This window comes from Kribbella sp. ALI-6-A (assembly GCF_001984195.1).
In the GTDB taxonomy this organism is placed as follows: Bacteria; Actinomycetota; Actinomycetes; order Propionibacteriales; family Kribbellaceae; genus Kribbella.
Window position 1 is genome coordinate 558756 of the sequence record NZ_MTQN01000009.1, and the last position, 23099, is coordinate 581854.

The following is a 23099-nucleotide window of genomic DNA, read 5'->3' on the forward strand; positions in this document are numbered from 1 at the left end:
GCCGACCGGCCCGGGTGTGACAGTGTCGGCGCGTTGATGCCGCACTCCCAGCGACAGGAAGGACGACGACTCGGTGATCCTCGCCACCAACAGGCCGCTGCGCCGGGGCCTGTTCATCGCCGAAGTCGTCGTCCTGCTCGGTCTCAACATCGAGCAGGTCGTCCGGCGTCTGATCCTGGACGACTCCCCCTCGCCGGGCGAGATCCTGTACTTCGGCTCCGGTGCGGCGATCGGCGTACTCGCGGTGCTGCGACGCCGTCGGCCCGATCTTCTCGCGCAGCTCGCGACGGCCGCGATCGCGCTGTCGCTGCTGTGCAGCGCGGCCGGTTTTCTCACGAAGCCCGGTGGGAGACTCGCCGGCGACACCGAGACCCTCGCCTTGATCCTGCTGATCGGAGCGAGCTGCCATCGCTTGAGCCCGCGCCAGGCCGGCGGGGTTGCGGTGGCCGGCGGATTGACCGTCGTCGTCGCGCCCGTTCTGCGGTACGGCTTCGACTCGGTCAATCTGACCGTCTCGGTCCTGTGGGCTCTGCTGTGGGGTGTCGGGGTGGCGGTCGGGCTGATCCTGCGTGACGGCGACGCGCGCCGCGAGGCCGCGCAGATCGCCGCCCGGAACCGGGAACGGCTCGCCCTGGCCCGAGAGCTGCACGACCTGGTGGCCCATCACATCACCGGTGTCGTCGTCCGCACCCAGGCGGCGCAGCTCGTGCTCGCCGACGGCTCGGAGCGGGAGTTGCTCGGCGACATCGAGCGGGCCGGAGCCGAGGCGCTCAGCGCCGTACGCCGGTTGGTGGTGATGTTGCGCAGTCCCGATCAGCAGCCTCCGCTCTCCGCCGGAAGTCTGCTGGAGACGATCGAAGCGGTCGTCGACGGCGAGCCGGGCGTCACCGTGCGGTTGGCCCCCGAACTCGCGGACCTCGCGGTGACTCCGGAGACGGTGTCGACGGTGCACCGCGTCCTGCTCGAAGCCCTGACCAACGTGCGCAAGCACGCGCCCGACGCGCGTCGAGTCGCCGTCACGGTGCGGCCCGTCGTCGAAACCGAAGGGCACTACCTCCGGGTCGAGGTGTGCAACGACGGGACGCGGCAGGGCCGCGGCCGCGCCCGCCAGACGGCGGACGGCTACGGACTGATCGGGATGAGCGAGCGGATCGACGCACTGGACGGACGACTGACCGTCGGGCAGCACGGCGAGCACGGATGGCGGGTGCTCGCCGAGCTTCCGTTGCCAGGCGGCGTGGTGGCGGCCCGGCCGCCGGACAAAGGAGCGGCACCATGACTCTGCGCATCCTGCTCGCCGACGACCAGGCGATGGTCCGGGCCGGATTCCGGCTGATCCTGGAACGCGAGCCCGGGATCGAGATCGTCGGCGAGGCCGAGGACGGCAAGCGTGCGGTCGAGCTGGCTCAGGAGCTGCGTCCGGACGTCACGCTGATGGACATCCGGATGCCGCTGATGGACGGCCTGACCGCCACCCGTCTGCTGGCGGGTCACGACGTCCCGCATCCGCTCCGGGTGCTGATCGTGACGACGTTCGACCTCGACGAGCTCGTTCACGAAGCGCTGCGGTCCGGCGCGCACGGCTTTCTCCTGAAGGACGCCGGTCCGAGGCTGCTGGTGGAAGCGGTGCTCGCCGCGGCCAACGGCGAGTCGCTCGTCTCCCCCTCGATCACCACGCGGTTGCTGGCACACTTCAGCACCGCCGGCGGCCGTGCCCGCAGTCCCAGGCCGGCGCTGACCGACCGCGAACTGGACGCCGTCAAGGCCGTCGCCCGCGGCCGCACCAACGCCGAGATCAGCGCGGAACTGATGATCTCGCTGTCCACCGTCAAGTCCCATCTCGCCTCGATCCAACGCAAGATCGCCGCCCGGAACCGCACCGAGATCGCGGTCTGGGCCTGGGAGTACGGGCTGATGCGCTAGCCGCCGGAGCCACTTCTGTACCGAGGAGTACAGTGAGGGTATGGATGGTTCCCGGAGCACTGTCCTGGGCCGGCCCAGGGGTTTCGACGTCGACGAGGCGCTCGAGCGCGCCATGCGAGTGTTCTGGGAGCAGGGGTACGAGGGCGCGAGCCTGTCCGACCTGACCGGCGCCATGGGAATCACCAAAACCAGCATGTACGCCGCCTTCGGCAACAAGGAGCAACTGTTCCGCAAGGCGCTGGAGCGCTACAAGGAGGGCCCGGCCGCCTACGCGACGCGTGCCCTGGAGGAGCCGACCGCCCGAGCCGTCGCCGAAGCACTTCTCCGGGGAGCCGCTCGCACGACGACCCTGCCCGAGACGTTCGCCGGATGCCTGGCCGTGCAGGGCGCGCTGGCATCGAGCGACAGCAACCGATCGGCGCACGACGTACTCGTTGACTGGCGCAACGGAGTAGGCGTTCAACTCGAGGAACGCTTCCAGCGCGCCGTCGACGAGGGCGACCTGCCGTCGGACAAGGACCCGAAGCAACTCGCCCGCTATCTCCTCACGGTGGCGTTCGGCATCGCCGTCCAGGCGGCCAACGGCCTCGGACACGACGAACTGCAGGAGATCGTCGACACGACCCTGCGCACCTGGCAGAGCTGAACCTCTTCCTGATTCCTCCCGGTCGTCACTGCTGCAGCCAAGCGAGCACAGCCAGTACTCGGCGGTGGTCGTCGCCCTGAGGCGGCAGCTCCAGCTTCGTGAGGATGCTGCCGATGTGGCTCTCGACGGTTTTGGGGTTCAGGACCAACTGCCGGCAGATCGCGGCGTTCGAGCGGCCCTGGGCCATCAGCCCCAGCACATCCCGTTCACGTTCGGTCAGGACGCCGAGCTGGTCCCGGGTGGTCCGTCTGCCGAGCAGATATCCGACCACCTCCGGATCGAGCACGGTTCCTCCGGCGGCCACTCGGGTCACCGCGTCCACCAACGTCGCCACGTCCACCACGCGGTCCTTCAGCAAGTACCCGAAGCCCCGAGGCGCAGCGCGCGCGAGCTCAGCGGCGTACCGGCTCTCCAGCGACTGCGACAGGAGCAGGATCCCGAGGCTCGCGTCCCCGTCGCGGAGGTGGATCGCCGCGCGGGCCCCTTCGTGCGTGTACGTCGGCGGCATCCGGATGTCCACCAGCACCACGTCGGGCCGGTGTGCCTCGACCGCTTTCTCGAGCGCCTCGGCGTCGCCGACCATGGCGCACGTCTCGATCCCCGCCTCCCCCAGGAGCCGCGCCAGGCCTTCCCGTAGCAGGACCGAGTCGTCCGCGATCACTACTCGCACGGCAGTTCCCCTGTCACGATCGTTCCGCCACCTGCGCGATCAGTCACGCGAAGCGAACCCCCGAGAGCCTCCGCCCGATCGGCGATCCCCCGCAGCCCGCTGCCGTCGGCGTCGGCTCCGCCACGCCCGTCATCACCTACCCGTACGACGAGTACGCCCGCCGCCGCGGTCAGGTCGACGTCGACCCGGGTGGCGTCGGCGTGCTTGACCGCATTGGTGATCGCCTCGCAGACGACGAACCAGGCGGTCGCCTCGATCGGCGCCGGGAATCGTTGGTCGGTGGCGTGCACCTCGACCGGTAGCGGCAACCGGGTGGCCAGGTCGTCGATCGCTGCGCCGAGCCCTGCGTCACTCAGCAAGGCCGGCTGGAGCCCGTTGGCAAGCTCCCTGAGCTCTCCAACCGCGCCTTGGAGCTCGGCGATGGCCCGGTCCACCGCCTCGGGCAGCGCCCGCCCGTTGAGCTGGGCCGCGCGAAGGTTCAACGCCAGCGCGAGCAAACGCTGCTGAGCGCCGTCGTGCAGGTCTCGTTCGATCCGCCGCCGCTCGGTGAGCTGGGCCGCCGCTATCCGCGCTCGCGACTCCTGGACCTCCACCAGCTGCAGGCTGATCGCCGCCCGGAGCCCGGCGTTCTCCAGCTCGGGGAGGGCTTGCCCGCAGGCCGCCTCGGCCAGATCGCGATCCACCGCCGGCCCCACGGCGACTCGGGCCACCGCCCGACCTGGCCGCCGTACTTCGATCTCGTCCGGCCCGGTGTCGACGGGCTGACCGGCCTGCGTCACCCACTGCTCCCGGTCGTCCACCCAGTACGCCGCGCGCAGACCGGGATCGCCGAGCGCCCCACGCAGCACCTCTTCCACCCCCTGGGAGGTCGGCTCGCGAACGTAGTCGCGCACCACCCGCAAGGTGTCGAACCGGCGGCGGTTGAACCGCCGGTCGACCGCCTCCTGGAACGACCGGTACGCCGGGCCCGCGAGGACGACGGCCACCGCCGTCCCGAGCACCGCCGGAATCGCGGAGTCCGTCCGGCCACCGATCACTCGGCCGGCCGTGATCACCACCGCCGCGAACGCGAAGACCAGCACTCCGGACACGAGCAAATAGGTGACTGCTCGGCTGAGGACGCGCTCCACGTCGTACAGGTGGTACTTCACGACCGACAGCCCGGCCGCGATCGGGATCAGTACGACGAACCCGCTGGTCGCGATCGCCAGCAGCACCGGGTGGTCGTCGGCGGCGTAGAACGCCAGGGCAACAAAAACCGGCAGCGGGACGACCGCGACGGCCAGCCACAACAACTGGCGGCGTTCGGTGCCCTGCGAGCGCCGGAACCTCACCAGCAAGGAGAACCCGCCCGCCACCAGTCCGGCCGCGGTGAGCTCACCCAGCACTGCTTGACCGGGAATCCCGGGAGCGAGCAGGGAGGCCGTGAACCACAAGGTGCCGACGGCAACCGTCAGGGCGGCCACCCGCGGCCACAGCGGTCTGCCGGTCGGGGTGAGCTGCAGGATGAGCGCCAGCAGAACGAACCAGGGAATGAACAGTTCCTCGCTGACAGCGATCACCTGAGCTGTGGCCGGCCAGTTTCGGAGCCCGCCGTACGACGCGTAACCCTCCAGCAACCCACTGAGCGCGATGGATCCACCCAGGGCGAGGAACAACCAGCCCACCGGATGTGAAGGCCGCTTGAAGGCGAGTACCGTCCCGACGGACGACGCGCTGGCGAAGGCGACGACGAACGACAGGTCGTTCACTCCGAACAACCCGAGATCGTTGCGCCCGGCCCCGGCCAGCAGGCGGTCGAGCACCACCACGCCGGCCACCACCGCTGCGGTCAACCCGCAGGCAGCCGCAGCGAAGTAGCGACTCGAGGTCCTCTCCACAGCTCGATGGTGACACCGAAACCCCCGCACGTCTTGGGGGCAGGCCCTGACCCGAAGACCCGGGGTCGCCCCGAGGTGCCCGGCCACACCGGGGGCGCAGAGTCGAGGGACCAACTTGCCCGAAGGAGAACCACCATGAAACCGTCGATGGCGATCTACCTCGTCAGCGCTCCCCTGGTCGCCGTTGCGGCCCGCGCGCTGATGACGCCGCAGTACCAGGATCGAGCCGACAAACTCGACACCACGCGCTATCTCGGCGCACTGGCCGAGGCCGGCACACGCAACGACATCGGAGCGATGCTGGGACTGCTCGGCGCCGTCCTGTACGTCGGGGCCGCGCTGGCGCTCGCACGCATCGTCAGAACCCGCTCAGCAAGGATCGGCGCCGCGCTCACGATCGCCGGAGCCTTCGGGCTCTGGACGAACTCGGTGTTCGTCCTGCTGGTCGGTCGTCTCGCCGAGGAGCAGGACCGGCAGGCCACCGTCGCCCTGCTGGACCGGGTGAACAGCGCTCCCGTCTTCGCAGTGTTCTTCCTCGCTCTGATCATCGGTGCCGTCGGATCCGTCGTCCTGGCCGTCGCGCTCTACCGCAGCCGGCTGGTCTCGCGTGCCGCTGCGGTGACCGCCGGCGTCGGCGGTGCGAGTCTCATGATCACGGCCCCAGGACCGTTGCTGTCGTTCGTCCTGGGCGGCGCCGTGCTCGCTCTGGTCGGCCTCACCTGGGTCGCTGCCTCGACGACGTTTCCGTACGACCGATCGGCCCGTGGACGTGCGCCGGCTGAGCGGCGCGTGTCATGACAGTGACACGTTCTTGACCATCCACTGCGTCAGCGGACGGAGCTGCGAGAAGGCGGCCTGCACCCTGTGGGCCGCCTCCGCGGTGTGAAGCCAGTCCTCACACCCGAGCGGCCGGGTCGCGATCACCGATTTGTGCCGCAGCAGCGTCGCCCGTGGATGGTCGGCCGGATACCCACGCAGCGGCCGCTTCAGCAGGTCGCCCGAGATCACGAACCCCTCGCGCTCGAGCCTGCGCAGAATAGCGACCAGCCGCCGTCCGGAGCCGGCATCCGCCACCGCGGCCCGGTAACGCTCGATCTGCTCCGACGGCGCATACCACCAGGCGACACCGACCTCCAGCCCGTCGAGATCGAACCGGACGCTCAGCTCGACGTTCCGAGCCATCCGGACGATCGCGTGCTGCCGCTGCCACGCCTGCATCAGCACCTCGCCGTAGCCCCAGACGGCGAAGTCCTCGTACTGCGGATCCGCGTCGGCGACCGCATGCAGCAACTCGATCATCGGCCGGCGAACCAGGTCTTCCCGGTCCCGCCTGCACCGCCGCCTGACCTCGGCCGATGGATCGCCGTCGAGCTGCAGCAGCACATCGAACGCCGACCTCGGCCACCCCTCGAAGACGTCGGTCACGATCACACCGGACCGGTCGACTCGCGCACGACGAGGTTGGGCACCAGCGAGATCTGGCGACGTGGTGAGTCCGGGTCGGCGAGGCGTGCTCGAAGAGTTTCGACGGCGAGCCGGCCGACGTCGAGTTTGGCCGGCGAGACCGCGGTCAGGGGGATCTCGGACAGATCGGCGACCTCGTCGTCGTAGCTGATCACCGACAGCTCACCGGGCACCGAGATGCCCTTCGCGATCGCCGCGTTGAGCAGCAACGTCGCCTCGCGGTCGGCGAAGCAGATGACAGCGGTCGCCTTCTTGCGCAGCAGCGCGGTGAGGAATCGGTCGGCGTCCGCAGTCGTCCATCGCTCGCGCGACTCGATCAGGACGGGCACGTCGCCGAGTCCCGCCCGGAGCTGCGGAGCCGTGTGGGGGCTGATGCGCTCCAGATAACCGATGCGGGTGTGCCCCAGGCCGCGCAGGTGCTCCAGCGCCGTACGCGCTCCCGCAGCGTGGTTCGAAGCGACGAACTCGTGCAGCGTGTTCGGATCCTCCAGCCCTCGCTCCACCAGGACGACCGGTACGTCGACGTCTTCCAGACCGGCCATGTTCGGCCCCTCGGTGGCGAGGATCAGCCCGGCCGCTCCGGCGTTCACCAGTCCGTCCACGGCCTGCCGCTCTTCGACGGAGTTCCACTCCGTACTGCGCAGCAGCATCTGCGCGCCGTGTTTGGCCAGCTCGCGCTCGATGCCGACGATGATGCGCGGGAAGTAGTACGTCATCGACGGCACGGCGACGCCGATCAGCGGTCCGGTGTCAGCGTTCGCGATGTACATCCCCGAACCTTGCCGCCGGTACACGAGGCCGTCCTGGACGAGCAGGTCCACGGCCCGCCGGACCGTGTTGAGACTGACGCCCTGCTCGCGGGCCAACTGCTGCTCGGTCGGCAGCTTGCCGCCGGGCCACCTGAGCTCGGCGATCCCGCGGCGCAGTTCACCGGCCAGATGCCGTGCCTTCTGCCCGCGCCCCACCTCAGCCGCAGGTACCTGAGATGCGCTCACGCGCCGACTCTACCGCCCGGCGCTTGGGAAATTCATTCGTATCAATCCGTTGACCGAGCAGATGACTTGGCGCAGACTCGTGCGAACCAGCCCTGACCCGCCTCAGGAGACCCCGTGAAACGACGCACCTTCCTGGCCGGTACGACGGCCGCCGCCACAGCGCTCACTCTGGACCTTCCGGCCCTCGCCGCTCCCGCCGATTTCGCCGCGCTCCGGGCGAAGTGGGCCGCCGATCTGACCGCAAGCGCGGCGATCGACCCCGCCGATCCGGACTACGCGGCCGCACTGCGCCGACTGGACGCCGCGGTGACGTCGTCGCTGACGAAGCTCGACCGCGGTCCCGGCAGGACGCTCGTGTTCACCGACCAGCCGCTGACCGCGGATCCGTCGATCCCGAACACCTACGTCCGGCTCGAGCAATGGGCGACCGCCTGGGCCACGCCCGGTTCGCAGTACCACGCCGATCCCGCGCTGCTGGCCGACGTACAGGCTGCCCTGGAGTCGATGGATCAACTGGTCTACAACCCGTCCAGGGCCGAGTTCGGCAACTGGTGGTCCTGGGAGATCGGCGCGACCCGGCCGCTGGCCAACCTCATGGTCCTGCTGTACGACGAACTGCCGGCCGAGACCCGGGAGCGGTACTGCGCGGCCATCGACCACTTTGTGCCCGACCCGTACCTGATGTTCCCGCCAGAGCGTGGCCCGATCGTCTCGACCGGCGCCAACCGGGTCGACCTGTGCCAGGCGATCATCGTCCGGTCTCTCGTCACCGATGACGAAGCGAAACTCGTGCACGCCCGGGACGGCCTCAGCGACACCTGGCAGTACGTCACCAGCGGCGACGGCTTCTACCGCGACGGTTCGTTCGTGCAGCACACCTGGGTCGCCTACACCGGCACCTACGGTCATGTCCTGCTCAGCGGCATCGGCAAACTGCTCGCGCTGCTGGCGAACTCGCCCTGGGCGGTGACGGACCCGAAGCGGCAGATCCTGTTCGACGCGGTCGCGAAGGCGTACCTCCCGGTCGTCCACGACGCCCGCATGATGGACTTCGTCCGCGGCCGCGCGATCTCCCGCCACAACGCGTCCGACCACAACGACGGTTACACCGCCATGGAGGCGATCCTTCGTCTGGCGCAGGGCGTTGACGCCGCCCTGGCGGCCCAGTGGCGATCCGCGGTCGCCGGCTGGGTGCAGCGCGACACCTTCGGGAACGTGTTGTCCGGGGCAACACTCCCCCGGGTCGGCCTGATCAAGAGCCTGCAAGGCGTCACACCGGCGCCGGAGCGCGACGGCCACACGCTCTTCGCGAGCATGGACCGCTCCGTGCACCGCCGCGCCGGCTGGGCGTATTCGATCTCGATGGCCAGCAGGCGGATCGCGTACTACGAGTGCGGCAACGGCGAGAACGACCAGGGCTTCCACACCGGTTCCGGGATGACCTACCTCTACGACCAGGACAACGGACAGTACGCCGACGCGTTCTGGCCGACCGTCGATCGCTACCGGCTTCCCGGCACCACCGTCGACAAGTTGCCGCTGGCACCTAAGGCCGGCGGCGAGTGGGGCGCGGCCCGGCCCACCACCACCTGGGTGGGCGGCTCCACACTCGACGGCTATGCGGCAGTCGGGCAGGACCTGCAGGGCCCGGTGTCGCCGATGCGCGCCCGGAAGTCCTGGTTCTGCCTCGACGAGTACGTCGTGGCGCTCGGCGCCGGGATCACCGGCAGCAGCGGGCACTCGGTCGAGACGATCGTCGAGAACCGCAACCTGCACAGCACGGGCACCAACGTCGTGACGGTGAACGGATCCCCACAGGTCTCCGCGCTCGGCGATTCGGCGACCGTCGACGCAAACTGGGCCCACCTCGACGGCGTGGCCGGCTACGTCTTCCTGAACGGCAGCACACCCCTGCAGCTACGGCGCGAGGCACGAACGGGCTCCTGGCGCGACATCAACACCGGCGGCCCCACGACACCGATCACCCGCCGCTATCTGACGATGTGGCTGGACCATGGCGTGAACCCGACGAACGCCACGTACAGCTATCTCGTCGCGCCAGGCGCATCCGTCGGGCGGACCAAGCAGCTCGCCCGGCACTCCGAACTGCTCGTCCTTCGCAACACCGCGAACGTGCAGGCGCTACTTCGCGGTCAACTCCTGCTGGCCAACTTCTGGACTCCTGACCGGGTCGCCGAGCTCGCCGCGCACACGCCCTGTTCGGTGATCCGACGGAGCCGCGGGCGCGAGATCGACGTGGCCATCTCCGACCCGACCCAGCTCGCCACCGCCGTGCGACTCGCAATGTTGTTGCCCACGGCAAAGGTCGTCCGGGCCGACGAGGGGGTGACCGTACGCCGTACCTCGCTCGGACTCGACATCACCGTCGACACGACCGCCGCGGCCGGCGCCGGCAAACACCTGACGGTTCGAATCTGAGGTGATTCACGATCTCAGTCCGGTTGGACGGCACGGTTCAGCAAGACCATGAGTTGCTTCAGTTCGCTGCGGGTCAGCACAGCCAGCGGAGTCTTCTCCAGCGCCGTGGCGACCAGCTCCTCGCGGACCTCGAGGCCCTTCGCCGTCAGAACCAGGACGCGGAACCGGCGGTCGGACGGATCCACCGCACGCTCCACCAGACCCTGCTTGACGAGCTGGTCGGTGATGAAGGTCAGGTTCCCGGCGTTGCAGTACAGGCGCTCGGCCATCACCTTCATCGAGGGCGGTGACTCGTCCGGATCGATCGCCCACAGCGCTTGGAACGTCGCCGGAGTCAGCCGATGCCGGGCCAGCGACTTCTCGATCAGGTCGTTGGTCCGCATCCAGATCTCGTGGGTCGCGGCGACCACTGCGGTGAGCTCGGACGTGGTCATACCGACATCCTACCGATGCTTCAAGTCTTGAAGGATTCTGCTAGCGTCAATACTTCAAGACTTGAAGCACATGGAGGATCTGTGAACGACGACTATCGAGGTGTCACCGCGCTCGTCACCGGCGCATCCAAGGGCCTCGGCCGGGCGTACGCGCTGGAGCTGGCGCGCCGGGGAGCTCGGGTGATCCTGCTGGCCCGCTCGGAGGCCGAGCTGCGCAAGGTCGCCGTACAGATCGAGGAGCAGCACGGCAGGACCGACACCGAGGTGATCACCGGCGACCTCGCCGCCGCGGACGGTCCGGAGCGGATCCTGCGGGAGTTGCGCGACCGCGGCCTGACCGTCGACCTGCTGCTCAACAACGCCGGCGCGGGCAGCGTGGGCCCGTTCCTCGACCGCCCGCTCGAGCCGCAACTGCGCACGCTCGACCTGAACGTCGGCGGACTGCTCGCCCTGACCCACGCGATCGGGAACGAGATGGTCGCGCGCGGTTCCGGCGGCATCATCAACGTGTCGTCGACGGCGGCCTTCCAGCCTCTGCCCTATCAAGCCAGCTATGCCGCGACCAAGGCCTTTGTGCTGTCCTTCACCGAGGCGCTGGCCGAGGAACTGCGCGGCACCGGCGTTCGCGTGATGGCCGCGCACCCCGGCGCGGTCGCCACCGGCTTCTTCGACGGCACGACGGCCACGATGGACCCCAACGCCGACACCCCGGACACCGTCGCGGCCGACACCCTCGACGACTACGCCCGACGGCGCGCGGCGTCCTACCCAGGCCGGACTGTGAACCGGGTCCTCACCTGGCCCGCGCGCCTGCTGCCGCGGGCCGCCCTCGTGCGGATCGCCGCGGCGTTCAACCGCCGGCTGCGGTTGCACGAGGCAACCGATCTGGCGTAGCTGCAACACCAGGGATACAGCCTCGGCGGTTTCCTCCGCCCAGACCTCACTCCGTGGGACAGTGTCCAACGATGACGATCTTCACGTTCCACCTCGCGGAGCTCCGTCCGGCGACGACGGCGGGGGCATTGTGGAAGCCGCCGGCCGTGCCTTCCACGCCCGGATTGCGGTACGCCGAATGCCTGGCGCTGATGCGCCTCGGTGCCCCGACCGTCTCGCCGGACCGGATGCAGCTGCGTCGGATGGCGATGTTCGCGCGATGGGAGGACGAGGCGGCGGTCACGGCCTTCCTGGCGGACCACCCACTGGGCAGGCAGCTCGCGGCGGGCTGGCACGTGCGCATGCAGTTCCTGCGCCGCTGGTCACGGCTCGCAGCGCTGCCCGACCTGCCGGCACGAGCCGGCGAGTGGGACCCCGCCGAACCCGTCGTCGCGGTCACGGTGGCCCGGATGCGCCTCCTGGAGGTGCCGAGGTTCCTCAAGTGGGGCAAGCCCGTGGAGCGGCTGGTTCGCGACCATCCGGGAACCACGCTGGCGCTGGCCGCGATGCGCCCGCCGCGAACGATCTCCACGTTCTCGATCTGGCGGTCGGTGCGAGAGATGGAGGAGATGGTGCACGGCCACAGCACCGTCCCCGACCCCGACCGTCACGCCGACGCCATGACCGAACGCCGGCGCAGGGACTTCCACCACGAGTTCGCCACCCTGCGGTTCCGGCCACTGTCGGAACACGGCTCGTGGCAGGGGCGGAGCGGAATCGTTCCCTGGGGAGAATGAGCCATGCCCACCGCTGAGACTCCCGAGCTGTTTCCCGTACTGGATCTGCGGCTCGCGTGCAGAATCATCGGCGAGGGCCGACCGGTCGTGTTCGTCCACGGCAACCCGACCTCGTCGTACCTGTGGCGACACGTGATGAGCCCACGACTCGGGCGCTGCCTCGCACTCGACCTGCCCGGCATGGGCGACTCCGACCCGGTGCCGGGCACCGACCCTCACCGGTACCGGTTCACCACCCACCAGCGGTACTTCGACGCGTTTCTCGACAGCCTGCAGCTGGATCAGCCGGTCGTGCTGGTCGGGCACGACTGGGGCGGCGTACTCGCGACCGACTGGGCCCGTCGCCATCCGCACGACGTCGCCGGAATCGCCTACCTCGAAACGCTCGTCGCGCCAGTCACCTGGGACAGCCCCAACGCACCCAGCCCAGACCTCTTCAAGCCACTGCGCAGCGAAGCAGGCGAACAACTGGTACTCACCGACAACATCTTCATCGAGCAGATCCTCCAGGCCGGCACGCTGCGACAGCTGGACGACCGAGACCTCGCCGCGTACCGGCATCCGTACCTCCAGGCCGGCGAATCCCGACGCCCGATGCTCACCTGGGCCCGACAGATCCCGATCGACGGCGATCCAGCCGACGTCCACGAGATCGTCACCGCGAACGCCGATTGGATGGCCACCTGCGACGTACCCAAGCTCTTCGTCAACGGCTCCCCCGGCGCGCTGCTCACCGGCCCGCTGCGCGATCTCTGCCGGAACTGGCCCGCTCAGCAAGAAGTGACCGTCAGCGGCTCCCACTTCCTGCCAGAGGACTCCCCGACCGAGATCGAGGCCGCGCTGGCCCGCTGGATCCCGACGCTGGACTGATCGACGGGCGGCGCGAGGATCTCCGCTCAAGCGGGCGGCTGAGACGATGTAGTCATGCAACTGTTCGCGGGCCCCGTAGATGACGCGGCGATGGACCTGGCCGTGTCCAACGCCCTGGTCCGGCGAGCCTCCAGTGGTGAGGTGACCGACGCAATCCGCATCTATCGGCCCGCCGGCCCCGTGCTCGTCTTCGGACGCCGGGACACACGCCATCCCGGATTCCAGGCCGCCGTACAGGCCGGGCGCGACGCCGGCTTCCAGCCGCTCGTCCGCGCCGTCGGCGGGCGGCCGGTCGCCTACACCTCCGAAGCGATCGTGGTCGACCATGTCCGGCACGACCTCCGGGCGACCGAAGACCACCAGCGGCGCTTCGCCAGCTTCGGAATCCAGTACGCCGAAGCGCTGCGAGCGCTCGGCGTCGACGCGCGGGTCGGCGAGGTTCCTGGAGAGTACTGTCCTGGCGCGCAGAGCATCAACGCTCGCGGTGCTGTCAAGCTCGTCGGCACCGCCCAGCGAGTCGTCCAGCACGCCTGGCTCTTCAGTTCCCTGACCGTCATCGGCGACGACGACCGGATCCGCTCACTCCTGGTCAAGGTCTACGCCCACCTCGAACTACCACTCGACCCCGCCACCGTAGGATCCCTGACGACCGAACGCCCCGACCTCACGGCAACCACCGTCGAGCAGCACTTCCACGCTGTTTTCGCTCCCGACGTCACACCCTCCGCCCTGGACCAGCCAACCCTCGAACTGGCCGCCTCGTACGCACCCGATCACCGAGTCTGACGACCCGGCGGCCGAGCTGTCCTCAGCGGACTCTCAGCAGCAGATCGGGATGATCGAGATGTCTGTCTCCCCCCGCCGTCCGGGAAGCGATGCTGATGAGCCTTCTGCAAGGTGTACTTCTTCTTGACGTCCTCGTTCTGTTCGGGCTGAGCGCGCTGGCCGAGGTCCGCGCCGCCCGGGCTCGGCGCCGAGCCGCCGAGGTCGACGACGCGCTGCTGCGGTCCTGGCTCGACGAGGTTCCGGCCCGGTGACGATCGCTGCTGAGCGGCAGCTCTCTCCGACCGTCAAACCGGCGTGGGTTCGGACTCGGCTCGGCGTTGCCGGCGAGACCTGGCGAAGCGCAGATAGAACGCCGGCACCACGAACAGGTTCAGCAAGGTCGCGGTGATCAGCCCGCCCAGGATCACGACCGCCATCGGGTGCTCGATCTCCTGACCGGGGATCGAGCCGGACACCAGCAGCGGGATCAGCGCCAGACCGGTGGTCAGCACGGTCATCAGGATCGGGACCAGCCGCTCCTTGGCGCCGCGGATGACCAGGTCCGGGCCGAACGGCACGCCCTCCTCGCGTTCCAGATGCTGGCAATGGCTGATCAGCATGATGCCGTTGCGCGCGACGATGCCGAAGACGGTCAGGAAGCCGACCAGCGAGCCCAGCGAGATCACCCGGGAGCCGGCGTACGCGGCGATCACCCCGCCGACGAGCGCGACCGGCAGCGTCACGAACGTCATCACCGCCAGCCGCCAGCTCCGGTACGACGCCTGGAGCAGCAGCAAGATCCCGACCGCCGCGGCGATCGCGTAGATCAGCAGCCGTTGCTGGGCGGACTGCCGCTCGGTGTACTCGCCGAGCATCTCGGCGCGGAACTCCAGTGGCATCTGTACCTGCTCCAGCCGGTCCTCGATGTCCGCGACGACCGACCCCAGGTCCCGGGAGCCGTCGAGCTCGGCGCCGACGTCGATGTTGCGGAACAGGTCCTCGTGCTGCACCACGTTCGGAACCGACACGATGCTGATGTCGGTGACCTCCTTCAGCCGGACCTGGCCACCGCCCGGCTTGTCGATCAGCAGGTTCTCCAGGTCGGTGACGCTGCGCCGCTTCTCCGGCGGCGTCCACAACTGGACGTCGTACGCCTTGCCCTCGGTGTAGATGTCGCCGGCCTCCTCGCCGGCCATCAGCCAGGCAGCCGCGCGGCGGACGTCGCCGGGCTTGAGGCCGTGCCGCTGGGCGGCGTCCAGGTCGACCTCGACGCGGATCTGCGGGATCGCGTCCTGGAAGTCCACCGAGTGCTTGCCCACCCCCGGCACGTCACCGACGATCCGGTTGATCTCCTCGGCCTTCGCCCGCAACTGCTCCAGGTCCTGGCCGAAGATCCGGATCGTGATCGGGTCGCTGGATCCGGTCAGCACCTCGCGGATCCGCTCCTTGAGGTACGTGAGCACGTCGCGGAACACCCCGGGATAACCGTCGACGACACCGCGGACGGACGCGACCGTCTCGTCGTAGTCGACCGAGGGGTCCACGCTGATCCAGTTCTCCCCGAAGTACACGCCGTGCGGCTCGTCACCGAGCAGTGCGTTGCCGATGTGTGAACCGGCGTTGCGGACGCCGGGGATGGTGAGCAGTTCGGCGTTGACCGCCTTGCTGGTGCGAACCTCTTCCTGCAGCGAGATGTCGGGCTTGCCGAGCCAGTGCATGAGGAAGTCGCGTTCCTTGAAGTTCGGCAGCAGCGACTGACCGAGCAGCGGCAGCAGGACCAGGCCGAGCGCGGTGGTGAGCGCGACCGCCAGGTACCCGAGCCGAGGCCGCTTCACCAACCGGGTGAGGATCCACTCGTAGCCGCGCTTGAGCGGTGGAACCACCGGGGACTCACGGTGCTCGAGCGACCTGGGGTTGCGGAAGAAGATCAGCGCGAGGGCCGGCGTGACGGTCAGCGCGACCAGCATCGACGCGAGCAGCGCCAGCGCGTACGACAGCGCCAGCGGCCGGAAGAAGGATCCGGACAGCCCGGCCAGCATGAAGATCGGCAGGATCGCGACGACCTCGATCAGCGTCGCGTAGACGATCGCGCTGCGCACCTCCAGCACCGCCTCCAGGATGATCCTGGCGGTCGACCGGGTACTGCCCTCGCTGCGGTACTGGCGGAGCCGGCGAACGATGTTCTCGACCCCGATGATCGCGTCGTCGACGATGTCACCCAGCGCTATCACGAAGCCGGCCAGGACCATCGTGTTGATCGTGGTACCCCGCGCGGTGAGGATCAGCAGCGCGGCCAGCAGCGACAGCGGGATCGCGACCACGCTGATCACCGCGGTCCGCCACGAGTACAGGAACAGCGCGAGCATCGCGATCATCAGCAGCGCGCCGAGGATCAGCGACCGGGTCAGGTTGTCGATCGCGTCCTCGATGAAGGTGGCCGGACGGAAGATCGTCGAGTCGATCGCGATGCCCTGCAGGCCGGGACGCAGCTCGGCGAGCGCTTCCTCGACTCCTCGGGTGACGTCCAGGGTGTTGGCCCAGGGCAACTTCTCGACGATCAGCATCAGACCGTCGCCCTGGTTGATCACGGCGTCACCGATCAGCGGCTGATGGTCGCGCCTGAGGTCGGCGACGTCGCGCAGCCGGATCTGCCGGCCGTCGTTGGTGACGATCGGTACGCCGGCCAGCTGGTCGTGATCGACGATCGGCGTCATGTGCCGGATCCCGAGCCGCTGCTGCGGACCGTCGAGGAAGCCGCCCCGGCCGATGAAGTTGCCGTCGGAGTACTGCTGCAGCCCGGCGTCGAGGGCGTCGGCGGTGGCGGTCATCACCTGTTCGAGGCTGACCTTCTGCTGGGCCATCCGGGCCGGGTCGGCCTGCACCTGGAGCATCTCCAGCCGCTCGCCCCAGATCGGGACGTTGGCCACGCCGGGCACCTGCAGCAGCCGGGCCCGGATCTTCCAGTACGCCGTCATCGACAGATCCATCATGTCGATGTCCGGATCGGCCGGCGACAGCCCGATCTTCAGCACCCGGCTGGTGGCCGACAGCGGCTGCAGCATCACCGGCGGCGCCGCCCAGGTCGGCAGCGTCGGGGTGATCGAGGCCAGCCGTTCGGCGACGAGCTGGCGGGCCTCGAGCAGGTCGGTGCCTTCGGCGAACAGCAGGACGACCTGGGACAGCTGCTCGACCGAGCGCGATCGAACGGTCTCGACACCCGGGATCGCGTTCAGCGACTGCTCCATCGGGACCGTGATCAGCTCTTCCACCTCGGTCGGGCCCAGCCCGATCGCGATCGTGTGCACCTCCACCTTCGGCGGCGCGAACTCGGGAAAGACGTCGACCGCCGACTTGCCCAGCTGCTGCACGCCGAAGAACATCAAGAAGGCGGTCAGCGCGACGATCAGGAAGCGGAACTTCAGACTCGATGCGACGATCCAGCGCATGGTGGTGGCCCCTTCACCGGTGCCTCAGTGCCCGACTTCTTCTTCGACGCCGTACAGCGTCGGGACGCCGACGGTGGCGACCTCGGTCCCGGCGGGTGGTCCGCTGGTCAGGTACGCGAGTCCGCCGGCCTGGCGCTGAATCTTGATCGCGTGCCGCAAGTAGACGTTGGGTTCGGGATTGGTGTAGACCCACCAGCCGCCGGCCGGATCCACGAACACCGCCGCCCCGGGGACGACGAGCAGGTTCGCCTGCCGGCGTACCGGGGTGGACCGGATCGACAGCCTGCGGACCGCCTCCGGTTCGAGCACGATCCTCGGATGGTTGCTGCCGGCCACGGTCTCCAGGTGGGCCGGCTCGTGCTCGATCTCGTAGGAGTCCGCGACCGTGCCGGCGCAGCCACCGAGGGCGGCCGTCAGGACGAGCACCGGCACAACGCAGCGCCGCCTCATGACGAGACTCCCCGCTCCCCCGCCTTGGCCGGAACCAGTTCCGGCGCCGGCCGCTCGGTGGGCGGCTGCTCGTCGGACCACAGGTCCGGCTCGGAGGCGAAGCCGAACCGCAGGTACAGCACCGGTACGACGAACAGCGTGACCAGCGTCGTCGTCACCAGCCCGCCCAGCACGACCACCGCCATGGCGTGCACGATCTCGAATCCGGATATGTTGCCCACCACAACGATCGGCACCATCACGGCCGCGATCGCCAGCACCGTGACCAGCGTCGGGTCCAGCACGTCCCGGGTCCCCCGCACGACGCCGTCGGGTCCGAACTCCGTCTCCTGCCGGTACCGGCGGATCAGCAGCACGATCACCCGGCTCGCGATCCCGAAGACGCCGAGCAGTCCGGCCACTGATCCCAGCCCGAACGTCCCGCCGGCGATCACTGCCGCCACCACCCCACCACTCAGCGTCAGTGGTAACGCCACGAAGGCGAGCAGCGCGAGCCGCCAGCTCCCGAACGCTGCCTGCAGCAACAACAGGACCGTGATCGCCGCGGCCACCGACACCGCGATCGTCCGCAGCTGCGCGGCCTGCTCCTCCTCGTACTCACCGAGCAGCGCGGCGTGATACTCCAGCGGGAACTGCACCTGACCGAGGTGTTCGCGGACGTCGCCGGCCACCGCGTCGACGTCCCGTCCGCCCACGTCGGCGACCACATCGAGGTACGGCGCGATCGCCTCGTGCCGGATCGCCACCTGGTTCGGCACGACCTGGACGTCGGCGACGTCACCGAGCCGGACGTGGCCGCCGGCCGGCTTGTCGATCAACAGGTTCTCGACCCCGGCCGCGTTCTGCCGGATCGCGGGCGTGCCCCAGACGACCACGTCGAACACCTTCTGCTGCTCGAAGAGGTTGCCGACCGTGATGCCGCCCATCAGCGCGGTCGCGGCGCGCCGTACGTCGCCGGGCTTCACGCCGGCGGCCTGGGCCCGGGTCAGGTCGACCTGCACCTGGACCGTCGGCTCGGTCAGCGCGCGGTCGACGGTCACGCCGGTGACGCCGTCGATGCCCGCCATCCGTCCGCGCAGTTCCTCGGCCGTGCGGTCCAGCTGCGCGGGGTCGTCGCCGTAGACGCGGACGACGAGGCCGTCACGGCTGCGGTCGAGCACGTCGGTGACCCGCTCACCGGAGTACGTCAGCACCTCCGTCCGTACGCCGGTGATGCCGCGCGCGGCGTCCCGGATCGCGGCGAGCGTCGGGTCGTACTCGGCGTCGGCGCCCACCTTGACCCACACCTCGCCGGAGTTGACGTTGACGATCTGGTCCGAGGCGATCGCGCGTCCGACCTGACCGCCCGCGTTCTCGACCCCTGGCACGGATCGCAGACTCTCGACCGCTTGCTCGGTGAGCTCGGTCATCTTGGGCAACGACGTTCCGGCTGGCGCCTCGAGGTGAACCAGTACGTCGCGTTCCTTGAGGGCCGGGCTCATTGAGGTGTCGAGGAACGGCACCGCCGCCAGACCGATCAGCGCCACGACTGCCGCAACGACGAGGGCGGACCGGGTGCGGCCGGCCAGCCCGGGTGCCCGACGGTCGTACCCGTCACTCAACTTGCGGACGACGCCGCCCCTGCGCGGCTCACGGTGGTCACCGGACAACAGCATGGCCGCGACGACCGGCGTGAGGACGAGGGCCACGAGCATCGACGCCGCCACTGCGAGCAGGTACGACAAGACCAGCGGCGGCAGGAAGGCGTCGCCGATTCCAGTCAGGAAGAACAGCGGCAGGGCGGCCGCTGCCACGATCAGACCGGCGTACAGCATGCCGCCGCGGGTTTCGGCCGCCGTCGCCGCCACCGTGACGGCCGGATCCTCGTCGCCGCGCCGGGCACGCATCCGCGCGGTGAGGCCGTGCGCGTCGGTGATCGCGTCGTGCAGGATCACGGTCAGGCCGAGCACGAGACCGGCGACGACCATGAAGTTCACCGAGGTGTCGCGCAGGTACAGCACGACGGCCGCGACCGCGAGCGGAACCGGAATGGCGACCAGGGTGATCAGCGCGCGGCGCCAGTCCCGCAGCAACAGCAGCAGGACCAGCAACAGCAAGATGCCTCCGGCAACCAGTGCCCACCGCAGGTCGGCGAACGACGACTCGACGAACGATGCCGGCCGGTAGAGCGACGTGTCGATCCGCAGGCCTCCGAGTCCCGGTTGCATCGCGGCCAGCGCGGCCTCGACGTTCTTGGTCACCTCGACCGTGTCCGCGCCGGGAAACTTCTCCACCACGAGCAGCAGGCATCGTTCGCCGCCCGGGCAGATCGCGTCGCCGATCAGCGGCTGATGGTTCTCCACGATCTGCGCCACGTCGCCGAGGGTGCGCGCGGTCGCGCCGGCCGGCTGGCCCTCGAGCGGGACGCGGGCCAGTTCCTGCGGCGTCGAGATGGCCTGTTCGTGGAAGATACCGAGTCGCTGGTTGACCGTGTCGATGAATCCGCCGGTCCCGGGCGACGACGCCTCCAGGAAGGACAACGGCGACACCTCGAGCGCGTTACCGGTGGTCCGGATCACCTGCGGCAGCGTGGCACCGCTGCTGCGCAACCGCTGCGGATCCACCAGGACCTGCAACTGCCGGTCCCGGAAGCCCCAGACGGTCACGTTGGCCACGCCCTGCACCGACATCAGCCGCGGCGTGATCACCCACCGGGCCAGAACCGACTGATCGATCGGCGTGAGTGTGTCCGAGGAGAGCTTGATCATCGACAGCCGGCTGGTCGACGACAACGGCTGGATCATCTGCGGCAGCTTGGACACGTGCGGCAGGCCCGCCACAGCAGTTGCCTGGGACAACCGTTCCTGGACCACCTGGCGGGCGTCGAGCAGATCGGTGCCCTCTTCGAACGTCATCACCACCGAGGACAGGCCGGGCAGCGACACCGACTCGATGGTGTCGAGAAAAGCCACGCCGGCCAGCAGATCCTGCTCCAGCGGGACCGTGATCATTTGCTCGACCTCTTCGGCCGACAGCCCCAGCGCCTCGGTCTGGACCTCGACGGTGGTCGGGGTGAACTCCGGCAGCGCGTCGATCCGCGCCCGGTCCACTTGAACGATGCCGATGATCAGCGCCCCGATGGCCAGCGCCACCACGAGCCGGCTGAACCTGATGCTCGATGCCACGATCCAACGCATGATCGTCAAGACCTCCCCCAGAGGAGGCAATGCCTCAGGGCAGCACGACGCAGTACGCCGTCCGGCCGAACCCCGTGGCCACACCCCCTCGCTCGCCCCGCGCGAACTGTGGCTCGACTCGCGCGGTCCCCTTCCTTCGGAGAGTAGGTCGGTGCCGAACCCGCGTCAACGCGCCGGGTCTCAGCACTTTCTCAGGTCCTCCGTGAGCGGCAGCCTGAGCCGGAAACGAGCCCCGCCGAGCGGTGACTCACAGACCTCGACCCGGCCGTCGTGGGCACGGGTGATGTCGGCAACGATCGCCAGCCCGAGGCCCGCACCGCCGTGGTCGCGATCGCGTGCGGCGTCGAGCCGGGTGAAGCGTTCGAAGATCTCCTGGCGTCGCTCGCGCGGGATCCCCGGTCCGTCGTCGTCGACCGTGAGCACCGCCTCGCTGTCGGTGACGGTGAGCCCGATCCGGACCTGCCGGTCGGCATGGGCGACGGCGTTGCCGACCACGTTGCGCACCGCCTGTTCCAGCAGTATCGGATCACCACTCACCTGGACCGGTTCGACGCCCCGGGTGTCCAGCCGGACCGCGGGATCGACGACCAGGCGAGCGCTGACCAGGTCGACCACGTCGTCGAGGTCGACGGCGACCTTGGTCCGTCCCAGAGTTCCCGCATCGGCCCGTGCCAGCAGGAGCAGTTGCTCGGCGAGCACCTGCATCCGCACGGTCTCGTCGAGCAGGTCCGCACTCACCTGGTCCCAGTGGACCGGCCGTGTGCTGTCACGGGCGGTCTCCAGTTGTGTGCGCAGGCTGGCGATCGGGCTGCGCAACTCGTGCGCGGTGTCGGCGACGAATCGGCGCTGCCGCACCGCGCTGTCCTGCAACCGGGACAACATCGCGTTGACCGTTCGGGCCAGCCGGCCGAGCTCGTCGTGCTGCTCGGGTTCGAAGACCCGGCGGTCGAGGTGCTGGGCGGTGATCGCGTCGGCCTCCCGCCGGATCCGCTCGACCGGAGCGAGCGTCCGCCCCAGCACGGTCCACATCACGACCGACAGCAGAACCACGAACAGCGGGGTCGCGGCCAGTCCCACTTGACCGACCAGGGCGACGGTCTCGTCGATCTCCTCGATCGAGACGCCGACGTACACGGTGACCGCGCCGTCCGGCGTACTGATGCCATGGGCAACCACCCGGTAGGCGCCCGAGTCGGCGATCGGGATCCGGTCGACCCGATGGACCACGGTGGTCCCCGGCGGCTGCGCGGGCAGGGTGAGCGGTGCCCCACCGGCAACGTTGCGGCTGGCGGCGAGGATCCGGCCGCCGTCGCCGACGACCTGCACCAAATCGCTGTCACGCACCGGTGGGTCCGGCGGGAGCTCAGCGGCGGCCGCGAGCGCACCGAGGTCACGGGCCCGGAGTCGAGCGGTGTCCATCGCGTCGTCGATCAGCACCATGCGCACGGTCGCCGAGAGCAGCACGCCGCCGAGGATCAGCACCGCCGTCGTCGCGACCGCGGCGATCAGGACCATCCGCGTCCGCAGCGACGGCGTACGTCGCCGTGACAGTCGCATCTCACCCATCGCCGGTCGCGGCCGGCTCAGGCCGGCCGGAGTCGTCGTCGCCCATCAGGTAGCCGTGCCCTCGCACGGTCCGGATGCTGCCGGTGCCGAACGGCTGGTCGATCTTGCGCCGCAGGTAGCCGACGTACACCTCGACGACGTTCGGCTCGCGGTCGAAGTCGGCTCCCCAGACGTGGTCGAGGATCTCCGCCTTCGAGCGGGTACGGCCGGCGTTGCGCATCAGGTACTCCAGCAGCGAGAACTCCCGCCGGGTGAGCTCGATCGGCGTGGTTCCGCGCCGGACGGCACGCCTGGCCGGGTCGAGCACCAGATCGCCGACGACCAGGTCCACGGGCCGGGCCGGCGCGGTACGCCGCAGCAGGGCGTTGAGCCGTGCGATCAGCACCCGGTACGAGAACGGTTTGCGCAGGTAGTCGTCGGCTCCGAAGTCCAACCCGCCGGCCTCGGCCTCCGCACCGCCTCGCGCGGTCAGGATCAGGATCGGCACCCAGCAGCCATCGGCCCGGAGCTGCCGGCAGACCTGTTCACCGGACAGCACGGGCAGCATCAGATCGAGAACAACGCAGTCGTAGTCCTGCTCACGGGCTTTCCACAGGCCGGTTTCACCGTCGTGCGCCAGCTCGACGGTGAAACCGTGGTCCTCCAGGCCGTGGCCGATCGCGCGGGCCAGCCGGCGCTCGTCCTCGACCACCAGGATCCGCACGT

At 69.4% G+C, this 23099-nt stretch carries 20 protein-coding genes; 10 read left to right on the top strand and 10 right to left on the bottom strand.

From position 1 onward, the window contains the following. The first annotated feature begins 73 nt into the window (after window positions 1-73). Genes BWI15_RS11610 through BWI15_RS11620 form a run of 3 tightly spaced genes read left to right on the top strand, consistent with a single transcriptional unit; the run spans window position 74 to window position 2569 of the window. A complete protein-coding gene (locus BWI15_RS11610) occupies window positions 74-1279 on the top strand; it encodes a sensor histidine kinase (protein ID WP_077014329.1) in 1206 nt (401 codons plus the stop codon). Continuing rightward, window positions 1276-1923: a response regulator transcription factor gene (locus BWI15_RS11615; protein ID WP_083750697.1), complete on the top strand. Its 648-nt coding sequence runs from the start codon at window positions 1276-1278 to the stop codon at window positions 1921-1923. The genes BWI15_RS11610 and BWI15_RS11615 overlap by 4 nt, the downstream gene beginning before the upstream one ends. A 40-nt stretch (window positions 1924-1963) precedes the next feature. Next, window positions 1964-2569: a TetR/AcrR family transcriptional regulator gene (locus BWI15_RS11620; RefSeq protein WP_077014330.1), complete on the top strand. Its 606-nt coding sequence runs from the start codon at window positions 1964-1966 to the stop codon at window positions 2567-2569. Window positions 2570-2594: 25 nt separating this feature from the next. Here BWI15_RS11620 and BWI15_RS11625 read toward each other — a convergent pair whose 3' ends face one another. Next, window positions 2595-3239 (bottom strand): response regulator transcription factor, encoded by a 645-nt coding sequence (locus BWI15_RS11625; protein WP_077014331.1) that lies wholly within the window; start codon window positions 3237-3239, stop codon window positions 2595-2597. Beyond that, window positions 3230-5119 carry a sensor histidine kinase gene (locus BWI15_RS11630; protein WP_168197295.1) on the bottom strand — a complete coding sequence of 630 codons (1890 nt, stop codon included), beginning with the start codon at window positions 5117-5119 and terminating at the stop codon, window positions 3230-3232. Before BWI15_RS11630 ends, BWI15_RS11625 begins: the two co-directional genes overlap by 10 nt. A 135-nt stretch (window positions 5120-5254) precedes the next feature. Here BWI15_RS11630 and BWI15_RS11635 point away from each other — a divergent pair, with 135 nt between their 5' ends. Beyond that, window positions 5255-5917, top strand: a complete 663-nt coding sequence (locus BWI15_RS11635; protein WP_077014333.1) for a DUF4386 family protein — start codon at window positions 5255-5257, stop codon at window positions 5915-5917. On the opposite strand, the gene BWI15_RS11640 is transcribed toward BWI15_RS11635, so the two are convergent. Both BWI15_RS11640 and BWI15_RS11645 read right to left on the bottom strand, forming a co-directional pair. Then, a complete protein-coding gene (locus tag BWI15_RS11640) occupies window positions 5912-6544 on the bottom strand; it encodes a DUF2461 family protein (RefSeq protein ID WP_077014849.1) in 633 nt (210 codons plus the stop codon). The two genes, BWI15_RS11635 and BWI15_RS11640, sit on opposite strands and share 6 nt — an antisense overlap. A gap of 2 nt (window positions 6545-6546) precedes the next feature. After that, on the bottom strand, window positions 6547-7578 hold the full coding sequence (locus tag BWI15_RS11645; RefSeq protein ID WP_077014334.1) for a GntR family transcriptional regulator: 1032 nt from the start codon (window positions 7576-7578) through the stop codon (window positions 6547-6549). Window positions 7579-7692: 114 nt separating this feature from the next. Here BWI15_RS11645 and BWI15_RS11650 point away from each other — a divergent pair, with 114 nt between their 5' ends. Beyond that, complete coding sequence (locus BWI15_RS11650; RefSeq protein WP_077014335.1) at window positions 7693-10017, top strand: polysaccharide lyase 8 family protein; 2325 nt, start codon at window positions 7693-7695, stop codon at window positions 10015-10017. 14 nt (window positions 10018-10031) lie between these two features. Here the strand turns inward: BWI15_RS11650 and BWI15_RS11655 are convergent, their stop codons facing one another. After that, the gene (locus BWI15_RS11655) at window positions 10032-10451 is read right to left on the bottom strand and encodes a MarR family winged helix-turn-helix transcriptional regulator (protein ID WP_077014336.1); all 420 of its coding nucleotides are present in this window, start codon (window positions 10449-10451) and stop codon (window positions 10032-10034) included. Between the two features lie 81 nt (window positions 10452-10532). Between BWI15_RS11655 and BWI15_RS11660 the strand changes: the two genes are divergently transcribed. The 5 genes from BWI15_RS11660 (at window position 10533) to BWI15_RS39330 (ending at window position 14028) form a co-directional block, all read left to right on the top strand. Continuing rightward, on the top strand, window positions 10533-11345 hold the full coding sequence (locus tag BWI15_RS11660) for an SDR family NAD(P)-dependent oxidoreductase (protein WP_077014337.1): 813 nt from the start codon (window positions 10533-10535) through the stop codon (window positions 11343-11345). 71 nt (window positions 11346-11416) lie between these two features. Beyond that, window positions 11417-12121, top strand: a complete 705-nt coding sequence (locus BWI15_RS11665; protein WP_077014338.1) for a hypothetical protein — start codon at window positions 11417-11419, stop codon at window positions 12119-12121. A gap of 3 nt (window positions 12122-12124) precedes the next feature. Then, window positions 12125-12991, top strand: coding sequence for a haloalkane dehalogenase (locus BWI15_RS11670; protein ID WP_077014339.1), 867 nt, complete (start codon window positions 12125-12127; stop codon window positions 12989-12991). Between the two features lie 54 nt (window positions 12992-13045). Beyond that, window positions 13046-13777 (top strand): lipoate--protein ligase family protein, encoded by a 732-nt coding sequence (locus BWI15_RS11675; protein WP_077014340.1) that lies wholly within the window; start codon window positions 13046-13048, stop codon window positions 13775-13777. A 95-nt stretch (window positions 13778-13872) separates the two neighbouring features. Then, a complete protein-coding gene (locus BWI15_RS39330) occupies window positions 13873-14028 on the top strand; it encodes a hypothetical protein (RefSeq protein ID WP_168197296.1) in 156 nt (51 codons plus the stop codon). A 33-nt stretch (window positions 14029-14061) separates the two neighbouring features. On the opposite strand, the gene BWI15_RS11680 is transcribed toward BWI15_RS39330, so the two are convergent. The 5 genes from BWI15_RS11680 to BWI15_RS11700 form a co-directional block, all read right to left on the bottom strand. Beyond that, the gene (locus BWI15_RS11680; protein WP_077014341.1) at window positions 14062-17202 is read right to left on the bottom strand and encodes an efflux RND transporter permease subunit; all 3141 of its coding nucleotides are present in this window, start codon (window positions 17200-17202) and stop codon (window positions 14062-14064) included. Between the two features lie 24 nt (window positions 17203-17226). Next, the gene (locus BWI15_RS11685) at window positions 17227-17652 is read right to left on the bottom strand and encodes a hypothetical protein (protein WP_077014342.1); all 426 of its coding nucleotides are present in this window, start codon (window positions 17650-17652) and stop codon (window positions 17227-17229) included. Further along, window positions 17649-20828: an efflux RND transporter permease subunit gene (locus BWI15_RS11690; protein WP_077014343.1), complete on the bottom strand. Its 3180-nt coding sequence runs from the start codon at window positions 20826-20828 to the stop codon at window positions 17649-17651. The genes BWI15_RS11685 and BWI15_RS11690 overlap by 4 nt, the downstream gene beginning before the upstream one ends. 180 nt (window positions 20829-21008) lie before the next feature. Continuing rightward, window positions 21009-22385, bottom strand: coding sequence for an ATP-binding protein (locus BWI15_RS11695; protein ID WP_237771227.1), 1377 nt, complete (start codon window positions 22383-22385; stop codon window positions 21009-21011). Window position 22386: 1 nt separating this feature from the next. Next, on the bottom strand, window positions 22387-23097 hold the full coding sequence (locus BWI15_RS11700; protein WP_077014344.1) for a response regulator transcription factor: 711 nt from the start codon (window positions 23095-23097) through the stop codon (window positions 22387-22389). Window positions 23098-23099 lie beyond the last annotated feature (2 nt).

Bases quoted from the DNA above. Each gene is read 5' to 3' on its own strand.
- BWI15_RS11695 (WP_237771227.1), bottom strand. From the start codon at position 22,385: ATGCGACTGTCACGGCGACGTACGCCGTCGCTGCGGACGCGGATGGTC.
- BWI15_RS39330 (WP_168197296.1), top strand. From the start codon at position 13,873: ATGAGCCTTCTGCAAGGTGTACTTCTTCTTGACGTCCTCGTTCTGTTC.
- BWI15_RS11635 (WP_077014333.1), top strand. From the start codon at position 5,255: ATGAAACCGTCGATGGCGATCTACCTCGTCAGCGCTCCCCTGGTCGCC.
- BWI15_RS11685 (WP_077014342.1), bottom strand. From the start codon at position 17,652: ATGAGGCGGCGCTGCGTTGTGCCGGTGCTCGTCCTGACGGCCGCCCTC.
- BWI15_RS11690 (WP_077014343.1), bottom strand. From the start codon at position 20,828: ATGCGTTGGATCGTGGCATCGAGCATCAGGTTCAGCCGGCTCGTGGTG.
- BWI15_RS11680 (WP_077014341.1), bottom strand. From the start codon at position 17,202: ATGCGCTGGATCGTCGCATCGAGTCTGAAGTTCCGCTTCCTGATCGTC.
- BWI15_RS11620 (WP_077014330.1), top strand. From the start codon at position 1,964: ATGGATGGTTCCCGGAGCACTGTCCTGGGCCGGCCCAGGGGTTTCGAC.
- BWI15_RS11670 (WP_077014339.1), top strand. From the start codon at position 12,125: ATGCCCACCGCTGAGACTCCCGAGCTGTTTCCCGTACTGGATCTGCGG.
- BWI15_RS11675 (WP_077014340.1), top strand. From the start codon at position 13,046: ATGCAACTGTTCGCGGGCCCCGTAGATGACGCGGCGATGGACCTGGCC.
- BWI15_RS11665 (WP_077014338.1), top strand. From the start codon at position 11,417: ATGACGATCTTCACGTTCCACCTCGCGGAGCTCCGTCCGGCGACGACG.
- BWI15_RS11615 (WP_083750697.1), top strand. From the start codon at position 1,276: ATGACTCTGCGCATCCTGCTCGCCGACGACCAGGCGATGGTCCGGGCC.
- BWI15_RS11655 (WP_077014336.1), bottom strand. From the start codon at position 10,451: ATGACCACGTCCGAGCTCACCGCAGTGGTCGCCGCGACCCACGAGATC.